Below are 25937 nucleotides of genomic sequence, written 5' to 3' on the forward strand. Positions count from 1 at the left end.
TCGGTTGCGGATTCAGGTGGGTATCGCTCATTCGCCGGACGACTCGACCAGCGCCGATTCGCCCGTCGAGGCGTCGTCCGCCGGTTCCTCGGCGGCATGTCCGGAGGCGGTCGCCTTCGCCTTCACGTATATCGGCGCCAGTGGCTCTTCCTGGACGATCTCGACCAGCATCTCCTTGGCCAGCTCCAGCATCGCCAGGAAGGTCACCACGATGCCGAGGCGGCCTTCGCTGACGTCGAACAGGCTCTCGAAGCGATGGAAGCTGCTGTCGTCGAGCCGGCTCAGCAATTCGCCCATGCGCTGGCGCACGCTGAGCGCCTCGCGCTTGATCGCATGGTGGCCGAACAGCTCGGCGCGGTACATCACGTCCTTCAGCGCCAGCAGCAGCTCGGGCAGGTCCAGCGGCGGCGGCAGCTTGATCACGTTGCGCTCGCCCACGTCGGCGTGCACCACCACGCTGTCGCGTTCCTGCCGGGGCAGGGCCTCGATATCCTCGGCGGCCCGCTTGAACCGCTCGTATTCCTGCAGGCGCCGCACCAGCTCGGCACGGGGATCGTCTTCCAGCCCTTCCTCGGCCGGTGGCCGCGGCAGCAGCAGCCGCGACTTGATCTCGGCCAGGATCGCGGCCATCAGCAGGTACTCGGCGGCCAGCTCCAGCCGCATCACGTCCTGCATCAGCTCGATGTAGGCCATGTATTGCCGGGTGATCTCGGCGACCGGGATGTCCAGGATGTCCAGGTTCTGCCGGCGGATCAGGTACAGCAGCAGGTCCAGCGGACCCTCGAACGCCTCCAGGATGACTTCGAGCGCATCCGGCGGGATGTACAGGTCCTGCGGCATCTGCAGCATTGGCTGGCCGCGCACGATGGCCAGCGGCATTTCCTGCTGCTGCGGTACCGATGCAAACGCGTCCTGCGCTACGGCATCCGGGCTCTGTGGCTCGACGGGCTCAGTGCTCATCAATACATGTCGTTGGGCCGCCTGCAGCGGCTGGCAGTGTGTGCAACACGATCGGAATCATCCACATGCCGGCACAACCATGGGGGTGTCCGCACTCGGAACACGGCCGTGAGGCGGCGTTCCCGGGGTACTGCGTTCTTCACAATCTCGGTCGAGGCGCGACGGGCGCCATCGTCACGACGGGCAAGACGAAGCCGCTCGATGGCGGTTCGGTCAGGCGGGCCGCAATCGACCGTTGCACGCCAGCTCCGGGTTGTCAGCCACGGCATGGGCGAAAGTCGGGAGCGGCGAGGGGTGGCGCCACTGACGGTTCAACGGGTCGGTTAGAGAGCAATCGCATGGAAGCCACGGAGTGCCCGAGATGATCGGCAACCGTTTTCCATGGAACCACGCGTGGGCAAAGAGTAGCGTCTGGCCGGCGGCAAGTCCAGCGGCGTGTGCATGCCGGATCGGGGATCGCGTGCGCTTGTCGACTCCGCGCGGAGGCCCGTGACGGACACGATACGCCGGTCCCGCCGGTGCGAATCGGGGATTCCGGCGGTGCAAGGGCGGCATGTGACCCAATGCGTCGGATGAGACTTGGCCGCGTCAGGCGCATCCCTGCATCGACAACGCAGGGCCGTGGCGAACCTGGCGCGATCCCGTGGCCTGTCAGGTGCCGTATCGGCCGGCGTCAAGCGGTGCCTGCATCCGCTCGGCCGGTGGGGATGGCATGGTGGTTGCTTGTAATATCCCGATGAACACGACTAGCCGACATGCAGAATGGCTGGCGCGGGAGTCACGCATGGAAAGTGCGGGGCATCCGCGCGCATGATGCGGCCGGAAGGTTTCAGGATGGTGTTGGCCATGGTGTCGTGGCCGTAGGGCAGGCGCAGACGGATGGTGGACTGATGGCGAACGACAACAAGCGCGGACCAGACGGCGCGGGAACGGAACAATTGCGCCCGGCGCGCATGCAGATCGAGACGACGGTGCTGATGAGCCGGCACGGCGAGTCGCATCCGACCGAACTGGTCGATATCTCGGCCACCGGCGCCTTGCTGCGGCGTCCGCTGGGATGGTCCGGCGAGGTGGGGCAGAGCTGGATGCTCGACATGATCTTCGGGCACAACCTGCACATCCACCTGGAGGCCGTGATCGCGCGCATCTCCGACCACCACATCGGGTTTTCGTACAGCCACATCCCCGAGGACAAGCAGGTGCCGCTGTGGAATCTGCTTGGTGGTTACGCCGACATCCTGGAACACTGGAAGGACGGCTGAGCGAAACGCCGCTGCCGCAGGAAAACGCCCGCGTCATGCGGGCGTTTTCGGTTTCGGGGCCTCCGGCCGGGTCGGGACTCAGGCGGTGGCTTTCTTCTCGTCGCGCAGCTCGCGGCGCAGGATCTTGCCCACGTTGCTCTTCGGCAGGCTGTCGCGGAACTCGATGAACTTGGGCCGCTTGTAGCCGGTGAGGTTCTCGCGGCAGAACTGCCTGAGTGCGTCCTCGGTGAGGTTCGGGTCCTTGCGCACCACGAACAGCTTCACCACTTCGCCGGAATGCTCGTCCGGCACGCCGACCGCGGCCACCTCCAGCACGCCAGGGTGCTGCATCACCGCGTCCTCGACCTCGTTCGGATAGACGTTGAAGCCGGACACCAGGATCATGTCCTTCTTGCGGTCGACGATGTAGAAGTAGCCGTTGGCGTCCATCTTCGCGATGTCGCCGGTGTGCAGCCAGCCGTCGGCGCCAAGCACCTTGGCGGTCTCGTCCGGGCGCTGCCAGTAGCCCTTCATCACCTGCGGGCCCTGCACCATCAGCTCGCCCACCTCGCCGACGGGGAGCGGCTTGCCGTCTTCCGACCAGATCGCCACGTTGGTGGAGGGCACCGGCAGGCCGATCGAGCCGTTGTATTCCTTGAGGTCCAGCGGGTTGATGCAGACCGCGGGCGAGGTCTCGGTCAGGCCGTAGGCTTCGGCCAGGGTGCAGCCGGTGACCTTCTTCCAGCGTTCGGCCACCGCGCGCTGCACCGCCATGCCGCCGCCCAGGGACAGGTGCAGCCGGGAGAAGTCGAGTTCGTCGAAGCCGGGCGTGTGCAGCAGCCCGTTGAACAGCGTGTTGACGCCGGTCAGCGCGGTGAAGCCGGACTTGGCCAGTTCCTTGACGAAACCGGGCATGTCGCGCGGATTGGTGATCAGCCAGTTGAGGCCGCCCAGGCGCATGAACACCAGCCCGTTCGCGGTCAGCGAGAAGATGTGGTACAGCGGCAGCGCGGTGATGATCACTTCCTGGCCCGGCTTGGCGTTGGCGCCGATCCAGGCGTCGGCCTGCAGCATGTTGGCGATCATGTTGCCGTGGCTGAGCATGGCGCCCTTGGCCACGCCGGTGGTGCCGCCGGTGTACTGCAGGAAGGCGATGTCGTCGTGGTTCAGCGCAACCGGATGCAGCGGATGCGCCGCGCCGCGCGCCAGCGCGTCGCGGAAGCGCACCGCCTGCGGCAGGTGGAAGGCCGGCACCATCTTCTTCACGTGCTTGAGCACGAAATTGATCAGTCCGCCCTTGGGGAATCCGAGCAGGTCGCCGATGCCGGTGGTGACGATATGCAGCACTCCGGTGTCGGCCACCACCTGCTGCAGGGTGGCGGCGAAATTGTCCAGCACCACGATCGCCTTGGCGCCGGAATCCTCCAACTGGTGTCTCAGCTCGCGTGCGGTGTACATCGGGTTGGTGTTGACCACCGCCAGTCCGGCGCGCAGCGCGCCGAACAGCGCGATCGGGTACTGCAGCACGTTCGGCATCATGATCGCGATGCGGTCGCCCTTGCCGAGCTTGAGCACGCCGGTGAGGTAGCCGGCGAACTGGCGGCTCAGCGCGTCGATCTGGCCATAGCTGAGCTGGCGGCCGAAGCTGGAGAACGCCGGGCGATCGCTGAAACGTCCGAACGCTTCGTCCAGCACGGCCGGTACCGAAGCGTATTGGTTGACGTCGATTTCTGCGGGTACGCCGGCCGGATAGTGCTCCAGCCACGGACGTTCATTGCTCATGCTCGGGTTCCCTGTTTTGTCGATGACGGCGGGTCGACGATGGCTATAGGATGACGCGGCTTCCATCATGGCCATGCGCCGTTTCATTGGAGCATACGCCCGCGTATAGCGGCAAGCCGCACCGCAACGAGTTCTGCCCATGATCTGCCCGAGAAAAAACGTCGGTCTGCTGGCCGCGATCGCCTTGCTGGTGCTGGCCTTGCCGGCCTGTCACCGCACGCCCGACGAAACGCAGGTGCGCGAGGCGATCGCCGCGGTGGCGCAGGCGGCCGAAGCGGGTTCGGCCAGTGGCGCAGGCAAACCGCTCAGCGAGGATTTCGACGGCAATGCCGGCACGCTGGATCGGCGCCAGTTGACCGACATGGTGCGGCTGCTCGCGCTGCGCGGCGAGCGGATCGGCGTGACGATGGGGCCGGTGTCGATCGAGCGTCGTGGCGAACGGATGATGGCCTCGTTCACCGTCACCCTGACCAGCGGCGGCAAGCTGCTGCCCGACCAGTTGGGCCTGTACCAGGTCGAATCGGCGTGGCGCGAGGAAGACGGTGCGTGGCACTGCTACTCGGCCACGTGGAAGCACGCGCTGTAGGCGCTGCGGGCGCCAGGCGATTTCCCACACGCTGAAAGACTGCCCCGGACGACGGGGCGGTCTTTCGTCCTGCGCAGGTCCGCGCCGGAAATCAGGCGGCCTTCTTGCCCGCCAGCTGCCGCAGCACGTACTGCAGGATGCCGCCGTGGCGGAAGAACTCGCGCTCCTTCGGGGTCAGCAGCATCACGTTCACGCTGAACTGCTTCTTGCCGCCGGCGGCGGCGGTGGCGGTGACCGTGGCTTCCTTCGAGTTGCCGTCGTCCAGGCCGGTGATGTCGAAGGTTTCCTGGCCGGTCAGGCCCAGCGTCTGCGCGTTCTGGCCGTCCTTGAAGGTGCACGGCAGCACGCCCATGCCGACCAGGTTGGAGCGGTGGATGCGCTCGAAGCTCTCGGCGATCACCGCCTTCACGCCCAGCAGCAGGGTGCCCTTGGCCGCCCAGTCGCGCGACGAGCCGGTGCCGTATTCCTTGCCGGCCAGCACCACCAGCGGGGTCTTGCTCGCCTTGTACTTCATCGCGGCGTCGTAGATCGACATCTGCTCACCCGTCGGCACGTGCAGGGTGTAGCCGCCTTCGACGTTGTCGAGCATCAGGTTCTTGATGCGGATGTTGGCGAAGGTGCCGCGCACCATCACATCGTCGTTGCCGCGACGCGAACCGTAGGAGTTGAAGTCCTTCGGCTGCACGCCCTTCTCGATCAGGAAGCGGCCCGCCGGGCTGTCCTTCTTGATCGAGCCGGCCGGCGAGATGTGGTCGGTGGTGATCGAGTCGCCGAACACGCCGAGCGCGCGGGCGCCGTGGATGTCCTCCACCTTGCCCAGCGCCATCGTCATGCCGTCGAAGTAGGGCGGGTTCTTGATGTAGGTGGAGTCATTCCACCGGTAGACCGCACCGTCCGGCGAGGCGATGGCGTTCCAGCGGCTGTCGCCCTTGAATACGTCGGCGTAGTTCTTCTCGAACATGGCCGGGTTGATCGCGCCGGCGATCGCGTCGGAGATTTCCTGGTTGCTCGGCCAGATGTCCTTCAGGTAGACCGGCTTGCCGTCGTTGCCGATGCCGATGGCGTCCTTGGTCAGGTCGATGTCCAGCGTGCCGGCTAGCGCATAGGCGACCACCAGCGGCGGCGAGGCCAGGTAGTTCATCTTCACTTCCGGATGCACGCGACCCTCGAAGTTGCGGTTGCCCGAGAGCACCGAGGCCACCGCCAGGTCGCCATCGGCGATACCCTTGCTGATTTCCACCGGCAGCGGGCCGGAGTTGCCGATGCAGGTGGTGCAGCCGTAGCCGACGATGTAGAAGTTGATCTTCTCCAGTTCCTTCAGCAGCCCGGTCTGCTCCAGGTAGTCGCTGACCACCTTCGAGCCCGGCCCGATCGAGGTCTTCACCCACGGCTTGGCCTTCAGGCCCTTCGCCGCGGCCTTCTTCGCCACGATGCCGGCGCCCAGCATCACCGCCGGGTTGGAGGTGTTGGTGCAGGAGGTGATCGCGGCGATCACCACCGAGCCGTCGCCGACGCGGAAGCTCTGGCCGTCCTTCTCGACCAGCACGCCGGTTTCGCCGATCGCGTTGGCCGGGTTGCCGATGGCGGTGGCGCCGCCCTCGTTGGCGAACGCGGCGACCGCGCCGTTCTTCGGGCGGCGGTTCGCAGTGAGCGCGCCGACCACGTCATGGAAGCTCTGCTGCACGCCTTCCAGCAGCACGCGGTCCTGCGGGCGCTTCGGGCCGGCCATCGACGGACGCACGTCGGCGAGGTCCAGCTCCAGCGTGGTGGTGTACTCGGGGGTCGGGCTGTTCTCGTCGTGCCACATGCCCTGGGCCTTGGCGTATGCCTCGACCAGCCTGATCTGCGCGGCGCTGCGGCCGGACAGCTGCATGTAGTTCAGCGCTTCCTGGTCGATCGGGAAGATGCCACAAGTGGCGCCGTATTCCGGTGCCATGTTGCCGATGGTGGCGCGGTCGGCCAGCGGCAGGTGCTTCAGGCCGGTGCCGAAGAATTCGACGAACTTGCCCACCACGCCGAGCTTGCGCAGCATCTGGGTGACGGTGAGCACCAGGTCGGTGGCGGTGACGCCCTCGCCCAGCCTGCCGGTGAGTCTGAAGCCGACCACCTGCGGAATCAGCATGGAGGAGGGCTGGCCCAGCATCGCCGCCTCGGCCTCGATGCCGCCCACGCCCCAGCCCAGCACGCCGAGGCCGTTGATCATGGTGGTGTGCGAGTCGGTGCCGAACACGGTGTCCGGGTAGGCCCAGCTCTCGCCGCCGATGTCGGCGGTGAACACCACGCGGGCCAGGTGCTCCAGGTTCACCTGGTGCACGATGCCGGTGCGCGGGGGCACCACCTTGAAGTTGTTGAACGCCTTCTGGCCCCAGCGCAGGAACGAGTAGCGCTCCTGGTTGCGCTCGAACTCGATGGCCACGTTCTGTTCCAGCGCGCTCTCCGAGCCGTACACGTCGACCTGCACCGAGTGGTCGATGACCAGCTCGGCCGGTGCCAGCGGGTTGATCTGGGTGGCGTCGCCGCCCAGCTTCACCACGGCGTCGCGCATCGCCGCCAGGTCCACCACGCAGGGCACGCCGGTGAAGTCCTGCAGCACCACGCGCGCCGGCATGAAGGCGATCTCGGTGGCGGGCTCGGCCTTGGCGTCCCATTTCGCGATGGCCTCGATCTCCTTCGCGGTGACGTCGACGCCGTCCTCGTGGCGCAGCAGGTTCTCCAGCAGGATCTTCAGCGAGTACGGCAGCCGCTTCAGGTCGTAGCGCTGGCCCAGCTTGGCCAGGCTGGCGAAGACGTGGCGCTGGCCGTTGACCTCGAGGGTGTCGCGTACGGAAAAGGTGTCTTTCATGGGGACGTGCTCCTGGCTGGATCCTGCGGCTGGGACGACTGTACGGCGGCGCCGGACGACACGCGGGGTGCGTCGTCCGGCAAAAACGCGATTATCGCGCAAACCCCGCGGGGTCGCGAACCGGTTGCGTCCCGGTGAAGGCGGTGTGCAGGGCCGCGGGGGCGCCGGCAGGCGGCATCGACGGGTACACTGCGCCGACATTCACGGCGACTTCGCCGTACAGGATGGATCCGATGGCCACCGCACGCAAACGCCTTTGATGACATGCAGCATTCGATGATTTCGATGGGCCTGGCCGCGGTCTCGCTGCGCGACCTCGCGCTGGTGCAGGCGGTGCATCGCCACGGCAGTTTCAACAGTGCGGCGCGGGCGATGCATATCAGCCCCTCCGGGCTGTCGCACCAGGTGCAGAAGGTGGAGCAGGCGCTGGGCGCGCCGCTGTTCGAGCGCGGCGGCCGGAAGATCGTGCCGACCGCAGGCGGCCAGCGGCTGCTGCAGCAGATCGACGCGGTACTGTCTTCCGCCGAACACCTGCAGCAGGTCGCCCGCGCCGGCGAGGTCGCCTTCGGCGGCGAGCTGCGCCTGGGCGTGCCGGCATCGCTGGGGCCGTACCTGCTGCCGCACCTGATCGCGCCGTTTCCGCAGCATTTTCCCGGGGCGCGGCTGGGCATCTCCGAAGGCAAGCCGCGTGGCCTGCTGCGTCGTCTGGGCGAGGGTGAACTCGACGCGGTGCTGGCACCGCCGGCACCGGCGGTCAGCGGGATCGCATCACGTCCGCTGTTCTTCGAGCCGTGGGAACTGATGCTGCGCGCCGACCATCCGCTGGCCGGCCAGGACAGCATCGCGCTGGACCGGCTTGACCCGGCCGAGGCCACGCTGATGGCGGAAAGCCACGCCGACGGCCTGCAGGGTGGGGGCAGCGAGCACGGCCACGTGCAGGACGTCAGCCTGGAAAGCTTGGCTGCCCTGGTCAGCCTGCGCGGCGGCTATGCGCTGGTGCCGGCGCTGGCGCACGAGCGGCTGGCCTCGATGCCGAACATCGCGCTGGCGAAACTCAACGGGCAGGCAAGCGGCCGCGAGATCGCGTTGTACTGGCGCGATGCCTCGCCGTGGCACGACGACCTGCAGGCCTTCGCCGAGCTGCTGCGCAAGCTGGCGCGGCAGCGGCGGGGGCTGCGCGTGGCCGCTGCGAAGGCGAAGGCGGCTTCGCCCTGACGGCACCTCGGGACCGACAGGGCGGGCCGCCGCTACGGCAGGCGCCGGAAGCGCTGCGCGCGATGCGTTGCGATGGTCAGAGTTCCAGATGCGCCCGCAGCGCCACGAAGCGCGCGGGCCCGCGATCGCGGTTGTAGCCGGGGTTGTGCACCAGTTGCAGGTCGGGGCTCAGGGTGAGGTACCTGCCGATCGAGAAGTTGTAGTAGACCTCGAGCAGCCGCTCCCTGCCGTAGCGGAGCGCGCCGTCGCCCAGCACGAACCCGCTGCCGCCCAGCGCGAGGTATTCGCGATGCCCTGGCGAGAGCTCGTTGAGCGCCACACCGACGCCGAGACGGTCGCTGGGCCGGTTCCAGTGCGCGCCCGACAACTGGAAGCCGCCGCTCAGGGTGCGGTCGACCTCGGTGAAGGCGAACGATTCGGTGCGTCCGTCGTTCCAGCCGGCGCGCATGAACAGGCCGGTGTCGCCGTGGTCGGCCAGCGGCAGCTCGCCGTTGAGGCCGAAGCCGTACTTGCGACGGCCAGGGCGGTCGTCGGCCGCGATGTCGGGCACGCTGCCGCTGGCCCACGCCGTGTCGATGGCCTGCCGGTATACGCCCATCGAGGCGGTGTTGCGGAAGGCCAGCAGGCGCAGCGCCCAGCCATCCGGGTCGGGTTGCACGGTCAGTTCGGCCTGCTCGCCGCGGGCCCGGTGCAACGACGACACCAGGCGCTGGCCGTTGGCGTGCAAGGGCATCCGGTAGATGCCGTAGCGCAGGCTCCAGCCGGCATCCACCCAGGCCAGCATCACACCGTCGGTATAGCCGCGGGTATCGGCGGCGAAATCCCAGGCGGTGTCGTTGAACAGCGTCCAGTTCATGAACTGGGTGCGCGTGCTGCCGGCGTAGCGGTTCTTGTCGAAGTCGTCGCCGACGGCCATCTTGCCGGCCTTGACCTCGACCCGCCGCACGGCTTCTTCACCGGGCAGCTGGTCCTGGGCGCGCTCCACCGCCGAGGTGGCGTCGCCCAACGGCAGCGTCCAGCGCAGGAAGCGGCGGGCCACATAGGGACCCTTGCCCAGGCCGGTGGTGCCGGCGCGGATCACGTCGCCGTTGGTCAGGCCGCCCAGGCCGGTGGCGTCGCTGACGCCGGCGCCCTTGAACATTTCCACATCGAAGTAGAACTGCAGGCGCGCGGGCAGGGCCACGCCGAAGTAGACGCCGAAGGTGTCCGAGCGCCGGGTGTCGCTGCGGGCGTGCAGGCTCAGCGGGCCGGCATAGGGCGAATGCAGCGAAGACTGGTGCTGGTCGACGAAGGTGTATTGCGCGCCCAGCCACTGGGGCACGAACAGGGGCGCGTCGCCGGCGTGGGCGAGCGTGGCGGCCAGCGCCAGCGGTGCGGCGAGGAGGTAACGGGTGAAGCGCATGGTCTCGTTCCGTGCAGGGGCACGGAGCGAGCGGGTCAGACCGGTCCGGCCCCGCTCACGGCCGTGCCGTGATGGTATGGCTACGGTGGGCATGGCGACGCTGGCGCGTCGGGCTGCCGCCGCGACTACTGGCGGGATCGTCGTTCATCTGGGTTGCGGATATCCGGTGGGGCCTCCCGGGCGGAGGCGCGCGCATGATCGGCGCACGCGACCGGGGTGTCAATGCCGGTGGCGTGTGCCGATGGGTGTTCGTCACGAGCCGCGCGAGGCCCGCTTGCGGTCGTTTTCGGTGAGGTGCTTCTTGCGCAGGCGGATTTCCTTCGGGGTGACCTCGACCAGCTCGTCGTCGTCGATGAAGTCCAGCGCCTGCTCCAGCGAGAACTTGATCGCCGGGGTCAGCTGGATTGCATCGTCCTTGCCCGAGGCGCGCATGTTGGTCAGCGGCTTGGGCTTGATCACGTTCACCGTGAGGTCGTTGTCCTTGGCGTGGATGCCGACCAGCTGGCCTTCATACACGTTGTCACCCTCGGCTGCGAACAGCTTGCCGCGATCCTGCAGCGGCCCCAGCGAATACGCGGGGGTGGTGCCGCCGGCGTTGGCGATCATCACACCATTGAGGCGCTTGGCGATCTGGCCCTCTTCCTTCGGACCGTAGTGGTCGAACACGTGGAACAGCAGGCCCGAACCCTGGGTCAGGGTCTTGAACTGGTTCTGGAAGCCGATCAGGCCACGCGCCGGAATCTCGTAATCCAGGCGCACGCGGCCCTTGCCGTCGGATTCCATGTTCTTCAGCTGGCCCTTGCGCACGCCGAGCCTTTCCATCACCGCGCCCTGGTGCACTTCCTCCACGTCGACCACCAGTTGCTCGATCGGCTCCATCTTCTGGCCGTCGATCTCCTTGATGATCACTTCCGGGCGCGACACGGCCAGCTCGTAGCCTTCACGGCGCATGTTCTCGATCAGCACCGACAGATGCAGCTCGCCGCGGCCGGAGACCAGGAACTTGTCGGCGTCGGAGCCTTGCTCGACCTTCAGCGCCACGTTGTGCACCTGCTCGCGATCCAGACGCTCACGCAGCTGGCGGCTGGTCAGGAACTTGCCGCCGGACAGATCCTTATTGCCGGCGAACGGCGAGTTGTTGACCTGGAAGGTCATCGAGATAGTCGGCTCGTCCACGGTCAGCGCGGGCAATGCTTCAGGTGTATCCAGCGCGGTGACGGTGTCGGAGATGGTGAGGTCGGCGATGCCCGAGATTGCGACGATGTCGCCGGCCTCGGCGCTGTCCTGCTCGATCCGCTCCAGACCGAGGAAGCCCAGCACCTGCATCACCTTGCCCTGGCGCTTCTTGCCATGGCGATCGATCACGGCGACCGGCATGCCCTTCTTCAAGGTGCCGCGCTGGATGCGGCCGATGCCGATCACGCCGACGAAGCTGTTGTAATCGAGCTGGCTGATGCGCATCTGGAACGGGCCATCCGGATCGACGTCCGGCTTGCTCACGTGCTGCATGATCGCTTCGTACAGCGGGGTCATGTCGCCTTCGCGCACGTCGTCGTTGAGGCCGGCATAGCCGTTCAGCGCCGAGGCGTAGACGATCGGGAAATCCATCTGCTCGGGGGTGGCGCCCAGGCGATCGAACAGATCCCACACCTGCTCGACGACCCACTCGGGACGGGCGCCGGGGCGGTCGACCTTGTTGATCACCACGATCGGCTTGAAACCCATCGCGAACGCCTTCTGCGTCACGAAGCGGGTCTGCGGCATCGGGCCGTCCATCGCGTCGACCAGGATCAGCACCGAGTCCACCATCGACAGCACGCGCTCCACTTCGCCACCGAAATCCGCATGTCCCGGCGTGTCGACGATGTTGATGCGGTTGCCCTGCCAGGTGATGGCGGTGTTCTTGGCCAGGATGGTGATGCCGCGTTCCTTTTCCTGGTCGTTCGAGTCCATCACGCGCTCGGCCAGCACGGTGCGCTCGTTGAGCGTGCCGGACTGCTTGAGCAGGCAATCGACGAGGGTGGTCTTGCCGTGGTCGACGTGGGCGACGATGGCGATATTGCGCAGTTTTTCGATGGACATGGGATTGACTCGGGCGACTCGGAGGCCGTCACGCAGGTTTTTGAAGGGCGAATTGACCGATTATACGGACTTGTGTGACAACTTGCCCGTCATTTCTTCGGTCCGTTCATCCCGCCTGCAGCCCGCGATCCGCGGACGCCGCCGTGGCTACACCACGCCGAGGAGATAGTACGCGGCGATCACCACCAGCACCGCCAGGGTCTTGACCACGGTGATGGCGAAGATGTCCTTGTAGGACTGCCGGTGGGTCAGCCCGGTCACCGCCAGCAGGGTGATCACGGCGCCGTTGTGCGGCAGGGTGTCCATGCCGCCGGAGGCCATCGCCGCGACCCGATGCAGCACCTCCATCGGGATGCCGGCGGCGTGCGCGTTGGCGATGAAGGTCTCGGCCATCGCCCCCAGCGCGATGCTCATGCCGCCGGAGGCCGAGCCGGTGATGCCGGCCAGCGCGGTGACGGTGACCGCCTCGTTGAGCAGCGGGTTCGGGATCGTGTGCAGTGCATCGGCGACCAGTTTGAAGCCGGGCAGGGCGGCGATCACCGCGCCGAAGCCGTATTCCGAGGCCGTGTTCATCGAGGCCAGCAGCGCGCCGCCGACCGCCGCCTGGCTGCCGGCGGCGAGATGTGCGGTCACCGCCCGCCAGGCGAACGCCAGCACGCACAGAATGCCGGCCAGCAGCGCGCCCTCGACCGCCCAGATCGCGGCGACCTTGGACACCTCCTGCACCACCGGCTTCGCGCTGCCGACCACGCTGGGCAGGAACGATTGCGTTTCGCCGTAGAGGCGCGGGATCAGCTCGGTGAACAGCTTGTTGCACACGCCCACCAGCACCAGCGGCAACAGCGCGACCAGCGGGTGCGCCAGCCGGCCGCCCTCGAACGGGGCCGGCTCGTTGACCAGGTCGTCGCCGTAGCCTTCGCCGGCCGCGGCGGCCTGGCGCCGGCGCCAGTCCAGATAGCCCAGGCCCGCGATCAGGATGAATACCGCGCCGATCGTGCCCAGCCACGGCGCGGCCCAGGTGTTGGTGCCGAAGAACGACGTGGGGATGATGTTCTGGATCTGCGGCGTGCCCGGCAGCGAATCCATGGTGAAGGTGAACGCGCCCAGCGCGATGGTGCCGGGGATCAACCGCTTCGGAATATCGGACTGGCGGAACAGTTCCGCGGCGAACGGGTACACCGCGAACACCACCACGAACAGCGACACGCCGCCATAGGTCAGCAGCGCGCACACCAGCACGATCGACAGGATCGCCCGGCTGCGTCCGACCAGGCCGATGGTGGCCGCCACGATGGCCTTGGAAAAGCCGGACAGCTCGATCAGCTTGCCGAACACCGCGCCCAGCATGAATACCGGGAAGTACAGCTTGAGGAAGCCGACCATCCTGTCCATGAACAGGCCGGTGAACATCGGTGCCACCAGCGACGGATCGGTCAGCAGCACCGCGCCCAGCGCGGCGAGCGGCGCGAACAGGATGACGCTGTACCCGCGATAGGCCGCGAACATCAGAAAACACAGTGCGGCCAGCACGATCAGAAATGCCATCCGTGAATCTCCCCCGAAGTGAGCCCGATCCGCGACGATGGTCGGGACATTGGCCCGAGTATCCGTACCGCCGCCGGCCACCGGCACTGTACGAAGGTACAAGTGCCGGCCCCCTGGTGGGTATCTAAGCTCGTTCCGTCAGCATCCGTTGCCGATGGCCGCGTCCACTGCCGGTCACACCACAGGAAAGGGGAAGGGGAAACCATGAAGCGCACGTACCTGAGTCTGGCGATCGGCCTGGCCACCGGGCTGCTGTCCGCGGCACCGTTGCATGCGCAGCAGGCCACCGACACCGGCGGCAAGGCGGCGAAGACCACCAGCGTCAAGCAGCTCGACCAGATCACGGTGACCGCACGCAAGCGCGAGGAGACGCTGCAGGACGTGCCGATCGCGGTCAGCGCCTTCACCGCGCAGGCGCTGGAAAGGCAGAACGTGCAGAACCTGGCCGACCTGCAGGGCAAGGTGCCTTCGCTGCAGATCTACGCCGCCCGCGGCTCCAACACCACGCTCACCGCCTACATCCGCGGCGTCGGCCAGGCCGACCCGACCTGGGGCTTCGACCCGGGCGTGGGCATCTATCTGGACGACGTCTACCTGGCGCGTCCGCAGGGCGCGGTGCTGGACGTGTTCGACGTCAGCCGCATCGAGGTGCTGCGCGGCCCGCAGGGCACGTTGTACGGCAAGAACACCATCGGCGGCGCGATCAAATACGTCTCCAACCCGCTGCCGGTGAAGACCGAGGGCTCGGTGGAGGCGACCGTGGGCACGCATGGCGAAAAGGACGTCAAGGCCAGCCTCGGCGGCGCCAGCGCGGACCAGGTGTGGCGCGGGCGCATCGCCTACGCCAGCGGGCACAACGACGGTTTCGGCAAGGACATCCTCACCGGCAGCCGCAACGGCAACAAGAACAGCAATGCCGCACGCGCCACGTTCGGCTTCTTTCCGTCCAGCCAGTTCAACATGCAGCTGTCGGTCGACGGCGTGCGCGACAACTCCAACCCGCGCGGCGCCAAGATGCTCACGGTGAACAAGCTCGACCCGGCCTACAAGCCGCTGTCGAGCGATTTCGACACCCGCAGCGGCTTCGCCCAGGTCAACCACACCAAGCTGTACGGCACCGCGCTGACGATGAACTGGATCGCCAGCCCGAACTGGTCGCTGAAATCCGTGACCGCCTTGCGCGGCTCCTCGACCGACACCAACATCGACTTCGACACGCTGCCGGAGAAGATCGCCGACGTGAACGCGGTCTACAAGGATCATCAGTTCAGCCAGGAATTCCAGGCCAACTACGACGCCGGCGGCAGCCTGCACGGCGTGTTCGGCGCGTACTACTTCGACGGCCATGCCGACGGCGAGATCCACAACATCTTCCTCGGTTCGCCACCGTACTCCACGCTGCACCTGTCGCAGTACGGCAGCACCGGCGGGCGCATGGGCACCAAGAGCTATGCGGGCTACGGCGATTTCACCTGGGACATCAACCCCAGCTGGAGCCTGGACGTGGGCCTGCGCTACACCCACGAGACCAAGACCGCGCTGATCCAGAACTTCGGCTTCTCGGACGAGACCTTCACCACGCGCACCAGCACGCTGGCCAACTTCAGCGGCTCGCACGCGACCAGCAACGTCTCGCCGAAGGTCTCGCTGGACTGGAGCGTGAACGACCAGGTGAAGCTCTACGCCAGCTACTCGGAGGGCTTCCACTCCGGCGGCTACAACATCCGCGCCAATTGCGTGGCGGTGCCCAGCTCGTGTCGCCCGATCGACGACGAGAAGGTGCAGTCGTTCGAGCTGGGCAGCAAGATGACCTTCCTCGACGGCGCGCTGATGATGAACACGGCGCTGTTCCACAACCTCTACACCAACATCCAGCTGTCGGTATTCAGTTCCTACACGCTGCCCAACGGCAGCCAGGGCTTCTTCGGCGACTTCACCAACGCCGGCAAGGGCCACATCGACGGCCTGGAGGAGGAGTTTGCCTGGAAGCCGGCCGAGAACTGGACTCTGCGCGGCAACGTCGCCTACCTGCACACCAAGTACACCGAGTACATGACCCGCGGCGTCAACATCGCCGACCAGCAGAAGTTCACCAACGCGCCGAAGTGGTCCGGCGGCCTGTCGCTGGAGAACACCACGCCGCTGGCCAGCGGCGGCAGCGTCACCGCGCGGGTGAACTACACCTACCAGAGCATGGTGTACCCGGAAACCACGCTGTCGCCGCTGATCGCCCAGCCCGCGTATGGCCTGTGGAACGCCGGCGTCATCTGGCAGGTCAACCAGCCCTGGTCGCTGAGCCTGCAGGGCACCAACCTGGCCAACAAGTCCTACCGCACCACCGGCTACAACGTCGGCGCGCTGGGCATCTACACAGGCTTCTACGGCGCCCCGCGGATGGTCATGCTGAGTGCGAAGTACCGGTTCTGACGATGGCGTTTCCCCATGCCCCGCGGGAGTCGCCGGTGGGCTCCCGCGGGGAGTTTGGGTCCGGATCCTGCCGGGGCCGGTCCGGCTACCATCGCGGTTCCGGCCGGGCCTGGCGGGCGGCGTGAGGCCGGCTGCCGGACGCCGGGCCGCCAGCGGAGAGAATCCATGCGCAAGACCCTCGGTTTCCTGACCCTGCTGCTCGCGGCCACGCTGGCCCGGGCCGCCGCTGCGCCGCCGCTGCCCAGGCTGAAGATCGATGCTTCGCGCACTGCCGTGGTCGGCCTTTCCTCCGGCGCGTACATGGCCGGCCAGGCGCAGCTGGCGTACCCGGAGCTGTTCCCGAACGCGGCCATCGTGGCCGGCGGTCCGTACGGCTGCGCCGGCGGCAAGCTGGACGTGGCGCTGGGCAGCTGCATGAAGGGCGTGCCGGCGCCGGATGTCGGCGCGCTGGTGGCCAGCGCCGGCAGGCGCTCCGCCAGCGGCGAGATCGGCGTGCTGAAGAACTTGGCCCACGCCCGCGTCTACCTGCTGCACGGCAAGGACGACGCGCTGGTGGCGCCCGCGGTGGCCGAGGCGGGCGCGCAGTTCTACCGGCAGCTGCGCAACGGCGTGCCGGGGCTGAAGGGCATGCAGGTGCATGACGACGGCCAGCGCGCGTTCGCGCACAACCTGCCGGTGGTCGCCGGCGGCGACGACTGCGGCAAGTCGGTGGCGCCCTACCTGGGCCACTGCGGCTTCGATGCGGCGGGCGAGATCTTCGCGCAGATGTTCGGCAAGCCGCCGCGCGCGGCGGGCAGCGCGCAGGGTGAACTGCGCCGCTTCGACCAGGATGCGCTGCGCCCCGGCGGCGCCGATGCATTCCTGGCCGACACCGGCTACGTCTACCTGCCGCCGGCCTGCCTCGCCGGCAAGCCGTGCGGCGTGGTGGTGGCGTTCCACGGCTGCAGGCAGAACGCCGCCGCGGTGGGCGAGGCCTTCGTCGAGGACGCCGGCTTCAACCGCTGGGCCGACGTCTACGCCGTGGCGGTGCTATATCCTCAGACCCGCGCAAGTTTCGCGCCCTTGAATCCGCAGGCATGCTGGGACTGGTGGGGATATTCCGGAGCCGACTACGACAGCCGCCACGGCGTGCAGCTGCGCTGGCTGGTGAATGCGGTGCGGGCGCTGGGAATGCCGGCGGGGCATTAATGGCGGGGCGCCGTCGTCCGCGTCTTTGTCCGACTGTAGGAGCGCACCCTGTGCGCGATGCTCTTGCTTCATTCGGAGCCAAGGGTTTCAGAGCAAAGAGCTTTCGTCCTCCTTCGGAGGCCGAGTTACTTTTCTCTTGCGTGGCCAAGAGAAAAGTAACCAAAAGAGAAGGCCACCCCGCTTACGCGCCTTGCGGGCATCCTGCCCGCAAGGTTCGCGGCCGGGCTACGGGGTTTGTCGACAGGGCATCCTGCCCTGACGACAAACTGGCCGGCATCCATGCCGGCCACCCTGCGGGCTTTCCTTCGCCCGGCCGCCGCTGCAGAGGGGGCCCGGGTAGAGCAGCGGGCCATCGTGGCCCGCACTCTTCAGAAAAGCCAAAGCAACAGCAAGATCAACAGCAGGGCAACGGCAGCGCTGGATTTTGCTCTGTGGCTTTTGTTTCCCAGCTTCATCATCGAGTGCGGGCCACGATGGCCCGCTGCTCTACCGGGGTCCCTTGCGCGGCGGTGAGTCGGGGACGACAGGCCGCGCAGCGGGCGTTGCCAAGGATGGCAACGCCTTTTCGCGCGGGCAGGAGCCCGCTCGAAAAGCCCGGCTCCGACTCACGGACTTGCCGCCCATGGATGGGCGGCAAGCGCCAAGCGGGGTGTCGTTTTCTCTTGGTTACTTCTCTTTTGGACAAGCAAAAGAGAAGTAACTCGGCCTCCGGAGGAGGACGAAAGCTCTTCGCTCTGAACCAATATGGTGTGGCCAAAGCATCACGGCTAGAGCCGCACCAGCCCCATCACCCGCAAGCGCCAATGCCATGCTGAGCACCACCCTCATCGCCATCGCCGCGCTGTGCTGGCTGGGCCTGCTGTTCGGCGTGGCGCTGCTCGGCGAGCGCCGGCCGCACATCTTCGAGAAGCGCTGGGCGATCGTGTACGCGTTGTCGCTGGCGATCCACTGCACTTCGTGGACGTTCTACGGCACCGTGACCCAGGCCAGCCGTTCGGGCTGGTGGCTGCCGCCGACCTTCGTCGGGGCGATCCTGATGTACCTGTTCGCGCTGGGCTTCCTGCGCCGGATGGTGCGGCTGGTGCGCGAGTACAACGCCGGTTCGCTGGCCGACCTGATCGCGGTGCGGCTGGGGCGGCACCCGGGACTGGCGGCGCTGGTCACCGCGGTGGTGGTGATCGGCATCGTGCCCTACATCGCGCTGCAGCTGAAGGCGGTGGCGATGAGCTACGGCATCCTCAGCCGCGGCCAACTGGCGGAATCCAGTCCTTGGCAGGACAGCGCACTGTACGTGGCGCTGCTGATGGCGCTGTTCGCGATGCTGTTCGGCACCCGGCGCGCCTCGACCATGGCGCACAACCGCGGGCTGGTGCTGGCGATGGCGTTCGAGTCGCTGTTCAAGCTGGGCGCGATGCTGGCGCTGGGCACGCTGCTGTTCGCCGCGTTGCCGGCGGGACTGCCGGCGAACGTGCCGGCGCCGCCGGACAGCAGCGGCTTCCCGGCGCTGATCCTGCTCGGTGCGCTGGCGATGTTCACCATGCCGCACCAGTTCTATGCCGGCATCGTGGAGTGCCGCGAGGATGGCCAGCTGCGTACCGCGCGCTGGCTGTTTCCGTTGTACCTGCTGCTGATCTCGCTGCCGATCCTGCCGCTGGCGCGGCTGGGCGACGCGTGGCTGGGCGCGAGCGGCGTGTCGTCGGACATGTACGTGCTGGCGCTGCCGCTGGCGCGCGGCGAGCATGGGCTGGCGCTGGTCGCTTTCCTCGGCGGCCTGAGCGCCGCCACCAGCATGGTGGTGATCGCCACGCTGACCCTGAGCCTGATGGTGGTCAACCATTTCATCGCGCCGCTGCGGGTGCGCTCGGGCTGGGGTCGCGACGAGCACGGCGACCTGCGCGGCGAGCTGCTGAACCATCGGCGCGTGGCGATCCTGGTGGTGATCCTGCTGGCATGGGCGTACAGCCGGCTGCTGGTGGGCAACGAGGCGCTGGCCGACATCGGCGCGATCTCGTTCTCCGCGCTGGCCGGGCTGGCTCCGGCGCTGCTGGCCGCGGTGTACCGGCCGCAACTGGGCTCGCGCGCGGTGATGGCCGGGCTGGCCGCCGGCACCCTGGTGTGGATGTACGCGGTGCTGCCGGCATTGCTGTCGTCGGTGCCGGCCTGGCTGCACGACGGCCCGTTCGGCCTGCACTGGCTGGCGCCGGACGGCCTGCTCGGGCTGGGCAACTGGAACCGGCTCGGTCGCGCCGTGGTGGTGAGCCTGCTGGTCAACGTCGCGGTGACGCTGGCGATGGCCGGCTCGCGCTATGGCAGGGGCGCGCGCGCGGTCAGCGTGGGCGACGTCGGCCTGGTCGAGCTGCGCGCGCTGGCGGCGCGCTTCCTGCCGCCGGAGCGGGTCGGGCACCTGTTCGCCAGCGCGCCCGCGGCGGGGCCGGCCGGCAGCGCGCGGGTCGCCGAGGTCGAGCACGAGCTGGCCGCGGTGATCGGTGCCGCCTCCGCGCGCTTGCTGCTGGAAGTGGTGCACCGGCAGGGCCGCGACGATCTCGATACGGTGGTTGCCATCGTGGGCGAGGCGGCGCAGGACCTGCGTTTCAACCAGCGCGTGCTGGAGGCGGCGCTGGAGAACATGAGCCAGGGCATCTGCGTGGTCGACGCCGAACTGCGGCTGGTGGCCTGGAACACGCCGTACGCGCGGCTGTTCGACTATCCGCCGGAGATGTTGCAGGTGGGCCGGCCGGTGGCCGAGCTGACGCGCCACAACATCGACGCCGGCCTGCTCGGCCCGGGCGAGGTGGAGCAGCGCGTGCAGCGCCGGCTGGCGCACATGCGCGAGGGTACCCGGCACCTGTCCGAGCGACGCTTCCCCGACGGCACCATCGTCGAGATCCGCGGCAATCCGATGCCCGGCGGCGGCTTCGTCGCCACCTTTACCGACGTCACCGCGTTCCGCCAGGCCGAGGCGGCGCTGAAGCGCGTCAACGAGACGCTGGAACTGCGCGTGGAGAAACGCACCCGCGAGCTGGCCGCGGTCTCGGCCGAGGCGCAGGCGGCGAACGAGGCGAAGAGCCGCTTCCTCGCCGCGGTCAGCCACGACTTGATGCAGCCGCTGCACGCGGCGCAGCTGTTCGCCCACTCGCTCACCGAAAGCGGCGCCGACGCGGCCAAGGTGCGGCATCTCAACGGCGCGCTGGCCGCCACCGAGGGCCTGCTCACCGGGCTGCTCGACGTGGCCCGGCTCGAAGGCGGCCGCCTGCATCCGCAGCCACGCGCGTTCGCGCTGGCCGAGGTGCTGGATCCGCTGGCCGCCGAGTTCCGCGCCATCGCGATCGATCGCGGCGTGCGGCTGGACGTGGTCGGCACGCGCGCCTGGGTGCGCTCCGATCCGCAACTGCTGCGCCGCGTGCTGCAGAACTTCCTGTCCAACGCGTTGCGCTACGGCGAACGCGGCCGCGTGCTGCTCGGTGCACGCCGGCGCGGCGCGCAGCTGCGCGTCGAGGTGTGGGACACCGGCCCGGGTGTCGCGCCGGAGGAGCAGCGGCTGATCTTCCAGGAGTTCCGCCGCGGCAGCGCCGCGGGCGGGCAGGGCCTGGGCCTGGGCCTGTCGATCGCCCAGCGGATGGCCGACTTGCTCGGCCACCCGCTGGGCCTGCGCTCCTGGCCCGGCCGCGGCAGCGTGTTTCATATCGACGTGCCGGTCGCGCCGGCCGTGGCGCGATCCGCGCCGCCCGCGCCCGCACAACGGCCGCTGCCCGCCGGCCGCGCCCTGCTGCTCGACAACGAACCGGCCGCGCTGGCCGCGCTCGGCAGCCTGCTGGCCGGCTGGGGCTGGCACGTCCACGCCGCCCGCAACGCCGAGCAGGCGCTGGCCGCACCGTGGCGGCCCGACCTGCACATCCTCGATTTCCATCTCGATGGCGGGCAGACCGGGCTGGACGTATGGCATCTGTTGCGCGCCCGGTATGCCGATGTGCCTGCCGTGATGCTCACCGCCGACCGCGACAGCGAACTGCGCCAGCGCCTGCTCGAGGCCGGGGTGGGCGTGCTGTACAAGCCGCTGAAGCCGCTGGCGCTGCGGCAGGTGCTGCAGCGGGTGATCGCAGGCGCGGCGCGGGCTTGACCGGCGCTCCGGATGCCGTCGGCACTTCCGGTCGCCCGTGTCGATCCCGCATCATTTCGTCAGGGCGGTCGCAGCGACGACGCCCATTCTCCGACGGGAATTCCGATGCGGCAGACATGCCTGATGATGCAGGTTGATACACCCCGGGGCGCATGCGGCGCCGTTGCCGCGGGTACGGCAGCGGGAAGTCCGGAGCAGTGAGCCAGCCGATGCCGCACGACATGCCTGCCGATCACGCCGCCGCTCCAGGACGCGCGGGCCGTGGCGTCTTCGTCATCCTGCTCGCGCTGTACGTCCTGATCCTTTACCCGATCCTGCGGGCGAACCGCTATTACATGGACGACCTGAAGCGGGCCCTGGTCGGCCACACCGGCTGGGATTCCAATGGCAGGCCGCTGACGACCCTGCTGATGAAGCTGCTGCAGTGCTACGACTCCGCGCTGGTCGACCTCTCCCCGCTGATCCAGATCGGCGCCGTGGCGGTGCTCGCCTGGGCCGGCGTGCTGGTCGCGCGCCGCTATGCCATCCGTTCGCCGTGGGCGGCCGCGCTGGTGGCGTTTCCGCTGGGCGCGCAGCCGTTCTACCTGGAGAATCTTTCCTACAAGTTCGATGCCCTGAGCATGAGCATGGCGATGCTGCTGGCGCTGTTGCCGCTCATCGCGCTGAAGGACGACCGCCGGGGATGGTGGCTGGGCGTGCTGGCGATTTTCGCCAGCCTCTGCTTCTACCAGGCCGCCATCAATGCCTGCCTGATCTTCGTGCTGCTGGAGGTGGTGCTCGCCCAACTGCACGGGGTGGAGCTGCGGCGATGGACCCGACAGCTGCTGGCGCGGGCGGGGCAGGTCGGCCTCGCCATGCTGGTCTACCAGCTGCTCGTCGGCATCCACATCCACGGCTGGGTGAAGCAGAAGGCCGAGCGGATCCGCGGCCTGCACGACCTGCCGGTGGTCAAGGGCAACATCGTCGATTTCTACGGTTTCATCGGCGGCAGCTTCAACCGCCACTGGTGGATGTATTTCGCCCCGGTCCTGGTGTTGCTGGCGCTGCTTCCCGTCGCGATCGGCCTGCGTTATGCGTTGCGGGTTCGCCGCACGCATCCGGCCTGGGTCGGCGCGACCCTGTTCGCGACCAGCTTCGCGCTGCCGCTGGCGGCGCTGCTCTGCGTTGCGGGGCCCATGCTGGTATTGCTCAAGCCGGAGATCGAGCCTCGCGTGCTGGTGGGCGCCGGTGCGCTGCTGGCGGCGGCGCTGATCGTGATGCAGGCGGCCCTGCGGCAGTGGTGCCGCTCGCCGCGGTGGGCCATGGCCGTCGCCGGCATGCTCGCCCTCGGCATGTGTTCCATTGCCAGCGCCTACGGCAATGCGCTGGGCGAGCAGAAAAACTACGAGGAGCGGATCGCCGCGCGGCTGGCCGACGACCTTGCCGAGCTGGGTGCCGCCGGGCCGCTGCACGCCTACCTGCTCGACGGCACGGCGGGATACGCGCCGCCTGCGGCGCACGTCGTGGAGCAATTCCCGCTGGTCCGCGCGCTGGTGCCCATCTATCTTTCCGTGGACGATGTGTTCGCCAGCCACAATTTCCTCATGTATTACATCCCCGGGCTGGCGGATATGCGCTACCGGACCGACCCCGCGGCGACACAGCGGGTGACCGCGATCCTGGCGGAAGCCTGCGCGGTGCCGGTGGCGCGCCGTACCAGCGCCTACACCCTGCGCCTGGTGGACGATACCGTGGTGGTGACATTCGGCTCCGCGCTTGCGCAGCGTTGTGCCGACGGCACGGGCACCGCGCCGGGCACCGGTACGAGCCTGCCGGCCCGGATGTAGCGGGCGAGCGGCGGCGGCGCGGCGCGATGCAGGGCCACCGGCGCCGTGCCGCGCTCAGGCCTCCCGCGGCGGAGTCTCCAGGTCCAGCGAGCGCAGCGCCATCCCGGCCTGCGTCCGGTTGCGCACCTTCAGCTTCTCGAAGATGGCGGTGACATGCGCCTTCACCGTGCGTTCCTGGATGCCCAGGCGGTCGGCGATCTGCTTGTTGAGCAGGCCTTCGGCGAGCAGGGCCAGCACGCGCGACTGCTGTTCGGTGAGGCGGGCGAGGCGGTGGGCGAGGTCGGTGTCGGCCGGGTCGGCGGGCAGGGCGGCGACGGCGTCGGCGAGGCCGGGCGGCAGCCAGCTGCCGCAGTCGAGCACGCTCCTGATCGCCCCGCCGATCTCGGCCGGGCTGGCACTCTTGGGGATGAAGCCGGCGGCGCCATGGTCGAGCACGCGGCGCACGATCCGCGGGTCGTCGTGGGCGGAGACCACCAGCACGGCCACGCCGGGATGCTGGCCGCGCAGCGCGGCCAGCCCGGACAGGCCCCGGCTGCCGGGCATGTGCAGGTCGAGCAGAACCAGGTCGGTATCCGGTTCGGCGGCCAGCGCGTCGAGCACGCCGGACAGGTCGGCGGCTTCCTGCACGCGGCAGCCGGGCAGGTTCTCGCCGGCCGCCAGGCGCAGCGCGGCGCGGAACAGCGGGTGGTCGTCGGCGATCAGCAGGGTGGTCATCCCGCCGAAGGTAACGGGCCGCGGCGGCTGCGTCGAGTTCGGCGCACGGACTTTCGTACGATGGCGGCTGCCGATGCGCTTGCTATGGTGGCCGGATGAAGAACTCCGCCCGCATTTCGTCGCTGCTGTTCTTGCCCGTGCTGGTATCCGTCATGCTGTCGGCCTGTGCCGGCCAAGGGATGAGGAAGGAATCTGCCATGCGTGAGCTCGATTACGGCGAGGTGCGGATGACCGAGCATCGCGGCCACGACGATCTGCTGAGCGCGGGACTGGGCCTGGCGGGACTGGCCGGCCTGCCGTCGCCGTTCGCCAACCCGCTGGATCCCGCCGCCGGGGAATTGCGCCGGCGCGCGATCCAGACCAGCTGGAAGGGCATCACCGACCTCGGGCCGCTGGGCGGCTACGGTAGCGTGTATGGCGCCGTGCCGGACGTGCCAGGGCGCGAGTACCAGGCGTTCGCGCGCATCCCCGGTGCGCGCTCGCCGCACCGCGTGCTGCTGCAACTGCCGGACGGTTTCGACCGGCAGAAACGCTGCTTGGTAGTGACCGCCTCGTCCGGCTCGCGCGGCATCTACGGCGCGATCGCGCTGGCCGGTGCCTGGGGCCTGCCGCACGGCTGCGCGGTGGCGTACACCGACAAGGGCACCGGCGCGGGTTACTTCGATTACGCCGACGACAGCGGCGTGGCGCTGGACGGCCGTCGCGCGAAACGCGGCGAGGCGGAACTGGAGTTCCAGCCGCCGCCGGCAGCGCCGGGCGCGGGCATCGCGGTCAAGCACGCGCATTCGGGCGACAACCCGGAGGGTGACTGGGGCCGGCACGTGATCCAGGCGGCGCAGTTCGGGCTGGCGATGCTCGACCGCGCCTTCCCCGCCGAGGCGCCGTTCACGCCGCAGAACACGAAGATCATCGCTGCCGGCATCTCCAACGGCGGCGGCGCCGTGCTGCAGGCGGCGGGACTGGACCAGGAACACTTCTTCACCGGCGTGGTGGCGCTGGAACCGAACGTGCACGTGCCGGGCCGCGGCCGCGCGCTGTACGACTACGCCACCGAGGCGGCGATCTGGCTGCCGTGCGCATTGAGCGCGGAGGATTTTGCCGCAGTGCCGCTGGCCCGCGGACCCCGCGGCGTGCCGCTGCCGGCCTGGCTGATCCGCTGCGCCAGCCTGCGCGCGCAGGGCAAGCTCGGCGGCAACACCTTGCCTGCCCAAGCCGCGCAGGCGCGGCAATACCTGCACGTGCGCGGCTGGACCGACGAAGCGATGCACACTGCGGCCAGCACGACCGCCTTCGACCTGTGGCGGGTGATCGCCGCGGGCTACGCCTCGGCCTACCTGCGCCGCGGCGCCGCCGACATGCCGTGCGGCTTCCGTTACGCGGCGATCGGTCCCGCCGGCCAGCCTGGTGTGGCCGATCCGGCAACGCGGGCGAGCTGGTGGGCGGATGGCTCGGGCATCCCGCCGGGCAACGGCATCGGCCTGTTCGGCGGCATGAATGTCTCGGCCGACCCCACCCTGATCGGCAGCGAGTGCCTGCGCGGGCTGTGGACCGGCGACAACCACGAATCGCAGATGCTGCATGCCGCTGTCGCGGCCACCGCGGCGAGGCTGCCGCGCCGCGACCTGCCGCTGTGGGTGCTGCACGGCGCCGGCGACGGCCTGCTGCCCACCGCGTTCAGTTCCGAACCGTACGTGGCGTGGCTGCGCGACGAGGGGCGCCACCCGATCTACTGGAAGGTGCCGCACGCGCAGCATTTCGACGCCTTCCTCGTGCTGCCCGGTTTCGGCGAGCACTACGTGCCGCTGTTGCCGTACGGCTATGCGGCGCTGGACCGGTTGTGGGCGCATCTGTACGAAGGCGCGGCGTGGCCGCTCGATGCACCGACGCCGGCGGCACGGCCGCGTGGTGCCGGCCCGCTGGAGCGCACCACGCTGGGCCTGTAGGAGCGCACCCTGTGCGCTGTCTCTTCTCCACATCTCCGAGCCCACGAGAATGTCGGTGGTATCTGGG

Annotated in this window: 15 protein-coding genes; 8 read left to right on the forward strand and 7 right to left on the reverse strand. The window is 68.5% G+C overall.

Annotation, left to right across the window (positions count from 1 at the left end):
- Positions 1-27: 27 nt before the first annotated feature.
- Complete coding sequence (locus AC3WRN_RS05365) at positions 28-960, reverse strand: segregation and condensation protein A (protein ID WP_492622195.1); 933 nt, start codon at positions 958-960, stop codon at positions 28-30.
- Positions 961-1850: 890 nt separating this feature from the next.
- Between AC3WRN_RS05365 and AC3WRN_RS05370 the strand changes: the two genes are divergently transcribed.
- A complete protein-coding gene (locus AC3WRN_RS05370; RefSeq protein ID WP_068091639.1) occupies positions 1851-2222 on the forward strand; it encodes a PilZ domain-containing protein in 372 nt (123 codons plus the stop codon).
- Between the two features lie 78 nt (positions 2223-2300).
- Here AC3WRN_RS05370 and AC3WRN_RS05375 read toward each other — a convergent pair whose 3' ends face one another.
- Entirely contained in the window at positions 2301-3983 is a 1683-nt protein-coding gene (locus AC3WRN_RS05375; RefSeq protein ID WP_492622196.1) for a long-chain-fatty-acid--CoA ligase, read from the reverse strand.
- Positions 3984-4122: 139 nt separating this feature from the next.
- On the opposite strand from AC3WRN_RS05375, the gene AC3WRN_RS05380 reads away from it, so the two are divergent.
- A complete protein-coding gene (locus AC3WRN_RS05380; protein WP_492622197.1) occupies positions 4123-4569 on the forward strand; it encodes a hypothetical protein in 447 nt (148 codons plus the stop codon).
- 91 nt (positions 4570-4660) lie between these two features.
- On the opposite strand, the gene acnA is transcribed toward AC3WRN_RS05380, so the two are convergent.
- Positions 4661-7411: an aconitate hydratase AcnA gene (gene acnA / locus AC3WRN_RS05385; protein ID WP_492622198.1), complete on the reverse strand. Its 2751-nt coding sequence runs from the start codon at positions 7409-7411 to the stop codon at positions 4661-4663.
- Positions 7412-7675: 264 nt separating this feature from the next.
- Between acnA and AC3WRN_RS05390 the strand changes: the two genes are divergently transcribed.
- Positions 7676-8626 carry a LysR family transcriptional regulator gene (locus AC3WRN_RS05390; RefSeq protein ID WP_068091628.1) on the forward strand — a complete coding sequence of 317 codons (951 nt, stop codon included), beginning with the start codon at positions 7676-7678 and terminating at the stop codon, positions 8624-8626.
- A gap of 76 nt (positions 8627-8702) precedes the next feature.
- Here the strand turns inward: AC3WRN_RS05390 and AC3WRN_RS05395 are convergent, their stop codons facing one another.
- The 3 genes from AC3WRN_RS05395 to AC3WRN_RS05405 all read right to left on the reverse strand — a co-directional run bounded on the left by AC3WRN_RS05395 (position 8703) and on the right by AC3WRN_RS05405 (position 13655).
- Positions 8703-10028, reverse strand: coding sequence for a carbohydrate porin (locus AC3WRN_RS05395; RefSeq protein ID WP_492622199.1), 1326 nt, complete (start codon positions 10026-10028; stop codon positions 8703-8705).
- Between the two features lie 252 nt (positions 10029-10280).
- Positions 10281-12110: a translational GTPase TypA gene (gene typA / locus AC3WRN_RS05400; protein WP_068091617.1), complete on the reverse strand. Its 1830-nt coding sequence runs from the start codon at positions 12108-12110 to the stop codon at positions 10281-10283.
- Positions 12111-12257: 147 nt separating this feature from the next.
- Entirely contained in the window at positions 12258-13655 is a 1398-nt protein-coding gene (locus tag AC3WRN_RS05405) for a GntP family permease (RefSeq protein WP_068091614.1), read from the reverse strand.
- Between the two features lie 204 nt (positions 13656-13859).
- Here AC3WRN_RS05405 and AC3WRN_RS05410 point away from each other — a divergent pair, with 204 nt between their 5' ends.
- From AC3WRN_RS05410 to AC3WRN_RS05425, 4 genes are all read left to right on the forward strand, one after another.
- Positions 13860-16082 (forward strand): TonB-dependent receptor, encoded by a 2223-nt coding sequence (locus AC3WRN_RS05410; RefSeq protein WP_492622200.1) that lies wholly within the window; start codon positions 13860-13862, stop codon positions 16080-16082.
- Between the two features lie 165 nt (positions 16083-16247).
- A complete protein-coding gene (locus AC3WRN_RS05415) occupies positions 16248-17270 on the forward strand; it encodes an extracellular catalytic domain type 2 short-chain-length polyhydroxyalkanoate depolymerase (protein WP_492622201.1) in 1023 nt (340 codons plus the stop codon).
- Between the two features lie 808 nt (positions 17271-18078).
- A complete protein-coding gene (locus AC3WRN_RS05420; RefSeq protein ID WP_492622202.1) occupies positions 18079-21387 on the forward strand; it encodes a hybrid sensor histidine kinase/response regulator in 3309 nt (1102 codons plus the stop codon).
- 221 nt (positions 21388-21608) lie between these two features.
- Entirely contained in the window at positions 21609-23213 is a 1605-nt protein-coding gene (locus AC3WRN_RS05425) for a glucosyltransferase domain-containing protein (RefSeq protein ID WP_492622203.1), read from the forward strand.
- Between the two features lie 54 nt (positions 23214-23267).
- Here the strand turns inward: AC3WRN_RS05425 and AC3WRN_RS05430 are convergent, their stop codons facing one another.
- The gene (locus AC3WRN_RS05430) at positions 23268-23927 is read right to left on the reverse strand and encodes a response regulator transcription factor (RefSeq protein WP_068091599.1); all 660 of its coding nucleotides are present in this window, start codon (positions 23925-23927) and stop codon (positions 23268-23270) included.
- A gap of 152 nt (positions 23928-24079) precedes the next feature.
- Here AC3WRN_RS05430 and AC3WRN_RS05435 point away from each other — a divergent pair, with 152 nt between their 5' ends.
- Positions 24080-25870, forward strand: coding sequence for a 3-hydroxybutyrate oligomer hydrolase family protein (locus tag AC3WRN_RS05435; RefSeq protein ID WP_492622270.1), 1791 nt, complete (start codon positions 24080-24082; stop codon positions 25868-25870).
- The last annotated feature ends 67 nt before the right edge of the window (positions 25871-25937 follow it).

It is taken from the genome of Rhodanobacter sp. FW101-FHT13A11 (genome assembly GCF_058790335.1).

Bases quoted from the DNA above. Each gene is read 5' to 3' on its own strand.
- AC3WRN_RS05365 (WP_492622195.1), bottom strand. From the start codon at position 960: ATGAGCACTGAGCCCGTCGAGCCACAGAGCCCGGATGCCGTAGCGCAG.
- AC3WRN_RS05370 (WP_068091639.1), top strand. From the start codon at position 1,851: ATGGCGAACGACAACAAGCGCGGACCAGACGGCGCGGGAACGGAACAA.
- AC3WRN_RS05375 (WP_492622196.1), bottom strand. From the start codon at position 3,983: ATGAGCAATGAACGTCCGTGGCTGGAGCACTATCCGGCCGGCGTACCC.
- AC3WRN_RS05380 (WP_492622197.1), top strand. From the start codon at position 4,123: ATGATCTGCCCGAGAAAAAACGTCGGTCTGCTGGCCGCGATCGCCTTG.
- acnA (WP_492622198.1), bottom strand. From the start codon at position 7,411: ATGAAAGACACCTTTTCCGTACGCGACACCCTCGAGGTCAACGGCCAG.
- AC3WRN_RS05390 (WP_068091628.1), top strand. From the start codon at position 7,676: ATGCAGCATTCGATGATTTCGATGGGCCTGGCCGCGGTCTCGCTGCGC.
- AC3WRN_RS05395 (WP_492622199.1), bottom strand. From the start codon at position 10,028: ATGCGCTTCACCCGTTACCTCCTCGCCGCACCGCTGGCGCTGGCCGCC.
- typA (WP_068091617.1), bottom strand. From the start codon at position 12,110: ATGTCCATCGAAAAACTGCGCAATATCGCCATCGTCGCCCACGTCGAC.
- AC3WRN_RS05405 (WP_068091614.1), bottom strand. From the start codon at position 13,655: ATGGCATTTCTGATCGTGCTGGCCGCACTGTGTTTTCTGATGTTCGCG.
- AC3WRN_RS05410 (WP_492622200.1), top strand. From the start codon at position 13,860: ATGAAGCGCACGTACCTGAGTCTGGCGATCGGCCTGGCCACCGGGCTG.
- AC3WRN_RS05415 (WP_492622201.1), top strand. From the start codon at position 16,248: ATGCGCAAGACCCTCGGTTTCCTGACCCTGCTGCTCGCGGCCACGCTG.
- AC3WRN_RS05420 (WP_492622202.1), top strand. From the start codon at position 18,079: ATGCTGAGCACCACCCTCATCGCCATCGCCGCGCTGTGCTGGCTGGGC.
- AC3WRN_RS05425 (WP_492622203.1), top strand. From the start codon at position 21,609: ATGCCTGCCGATCACGCCGCCGCTCCAGGACGCGCGGGCCGTGGCGTC.
- AC3WRN_RS05430 (WP_068091599.1), bottom strand. From the start codon at position 23,927: ATGACCACCCTGCTGATCGCCGACGACCACCCGCTGTTCCGCGCCGCG.
- AC3WRN_RS05435 (WP_492622270.1), top strand. From the start codon at position 24,080: ATGCTGTCGGCCTGTGCCGGCCAAGGGATGAGGAAGGAATCTGCCATG.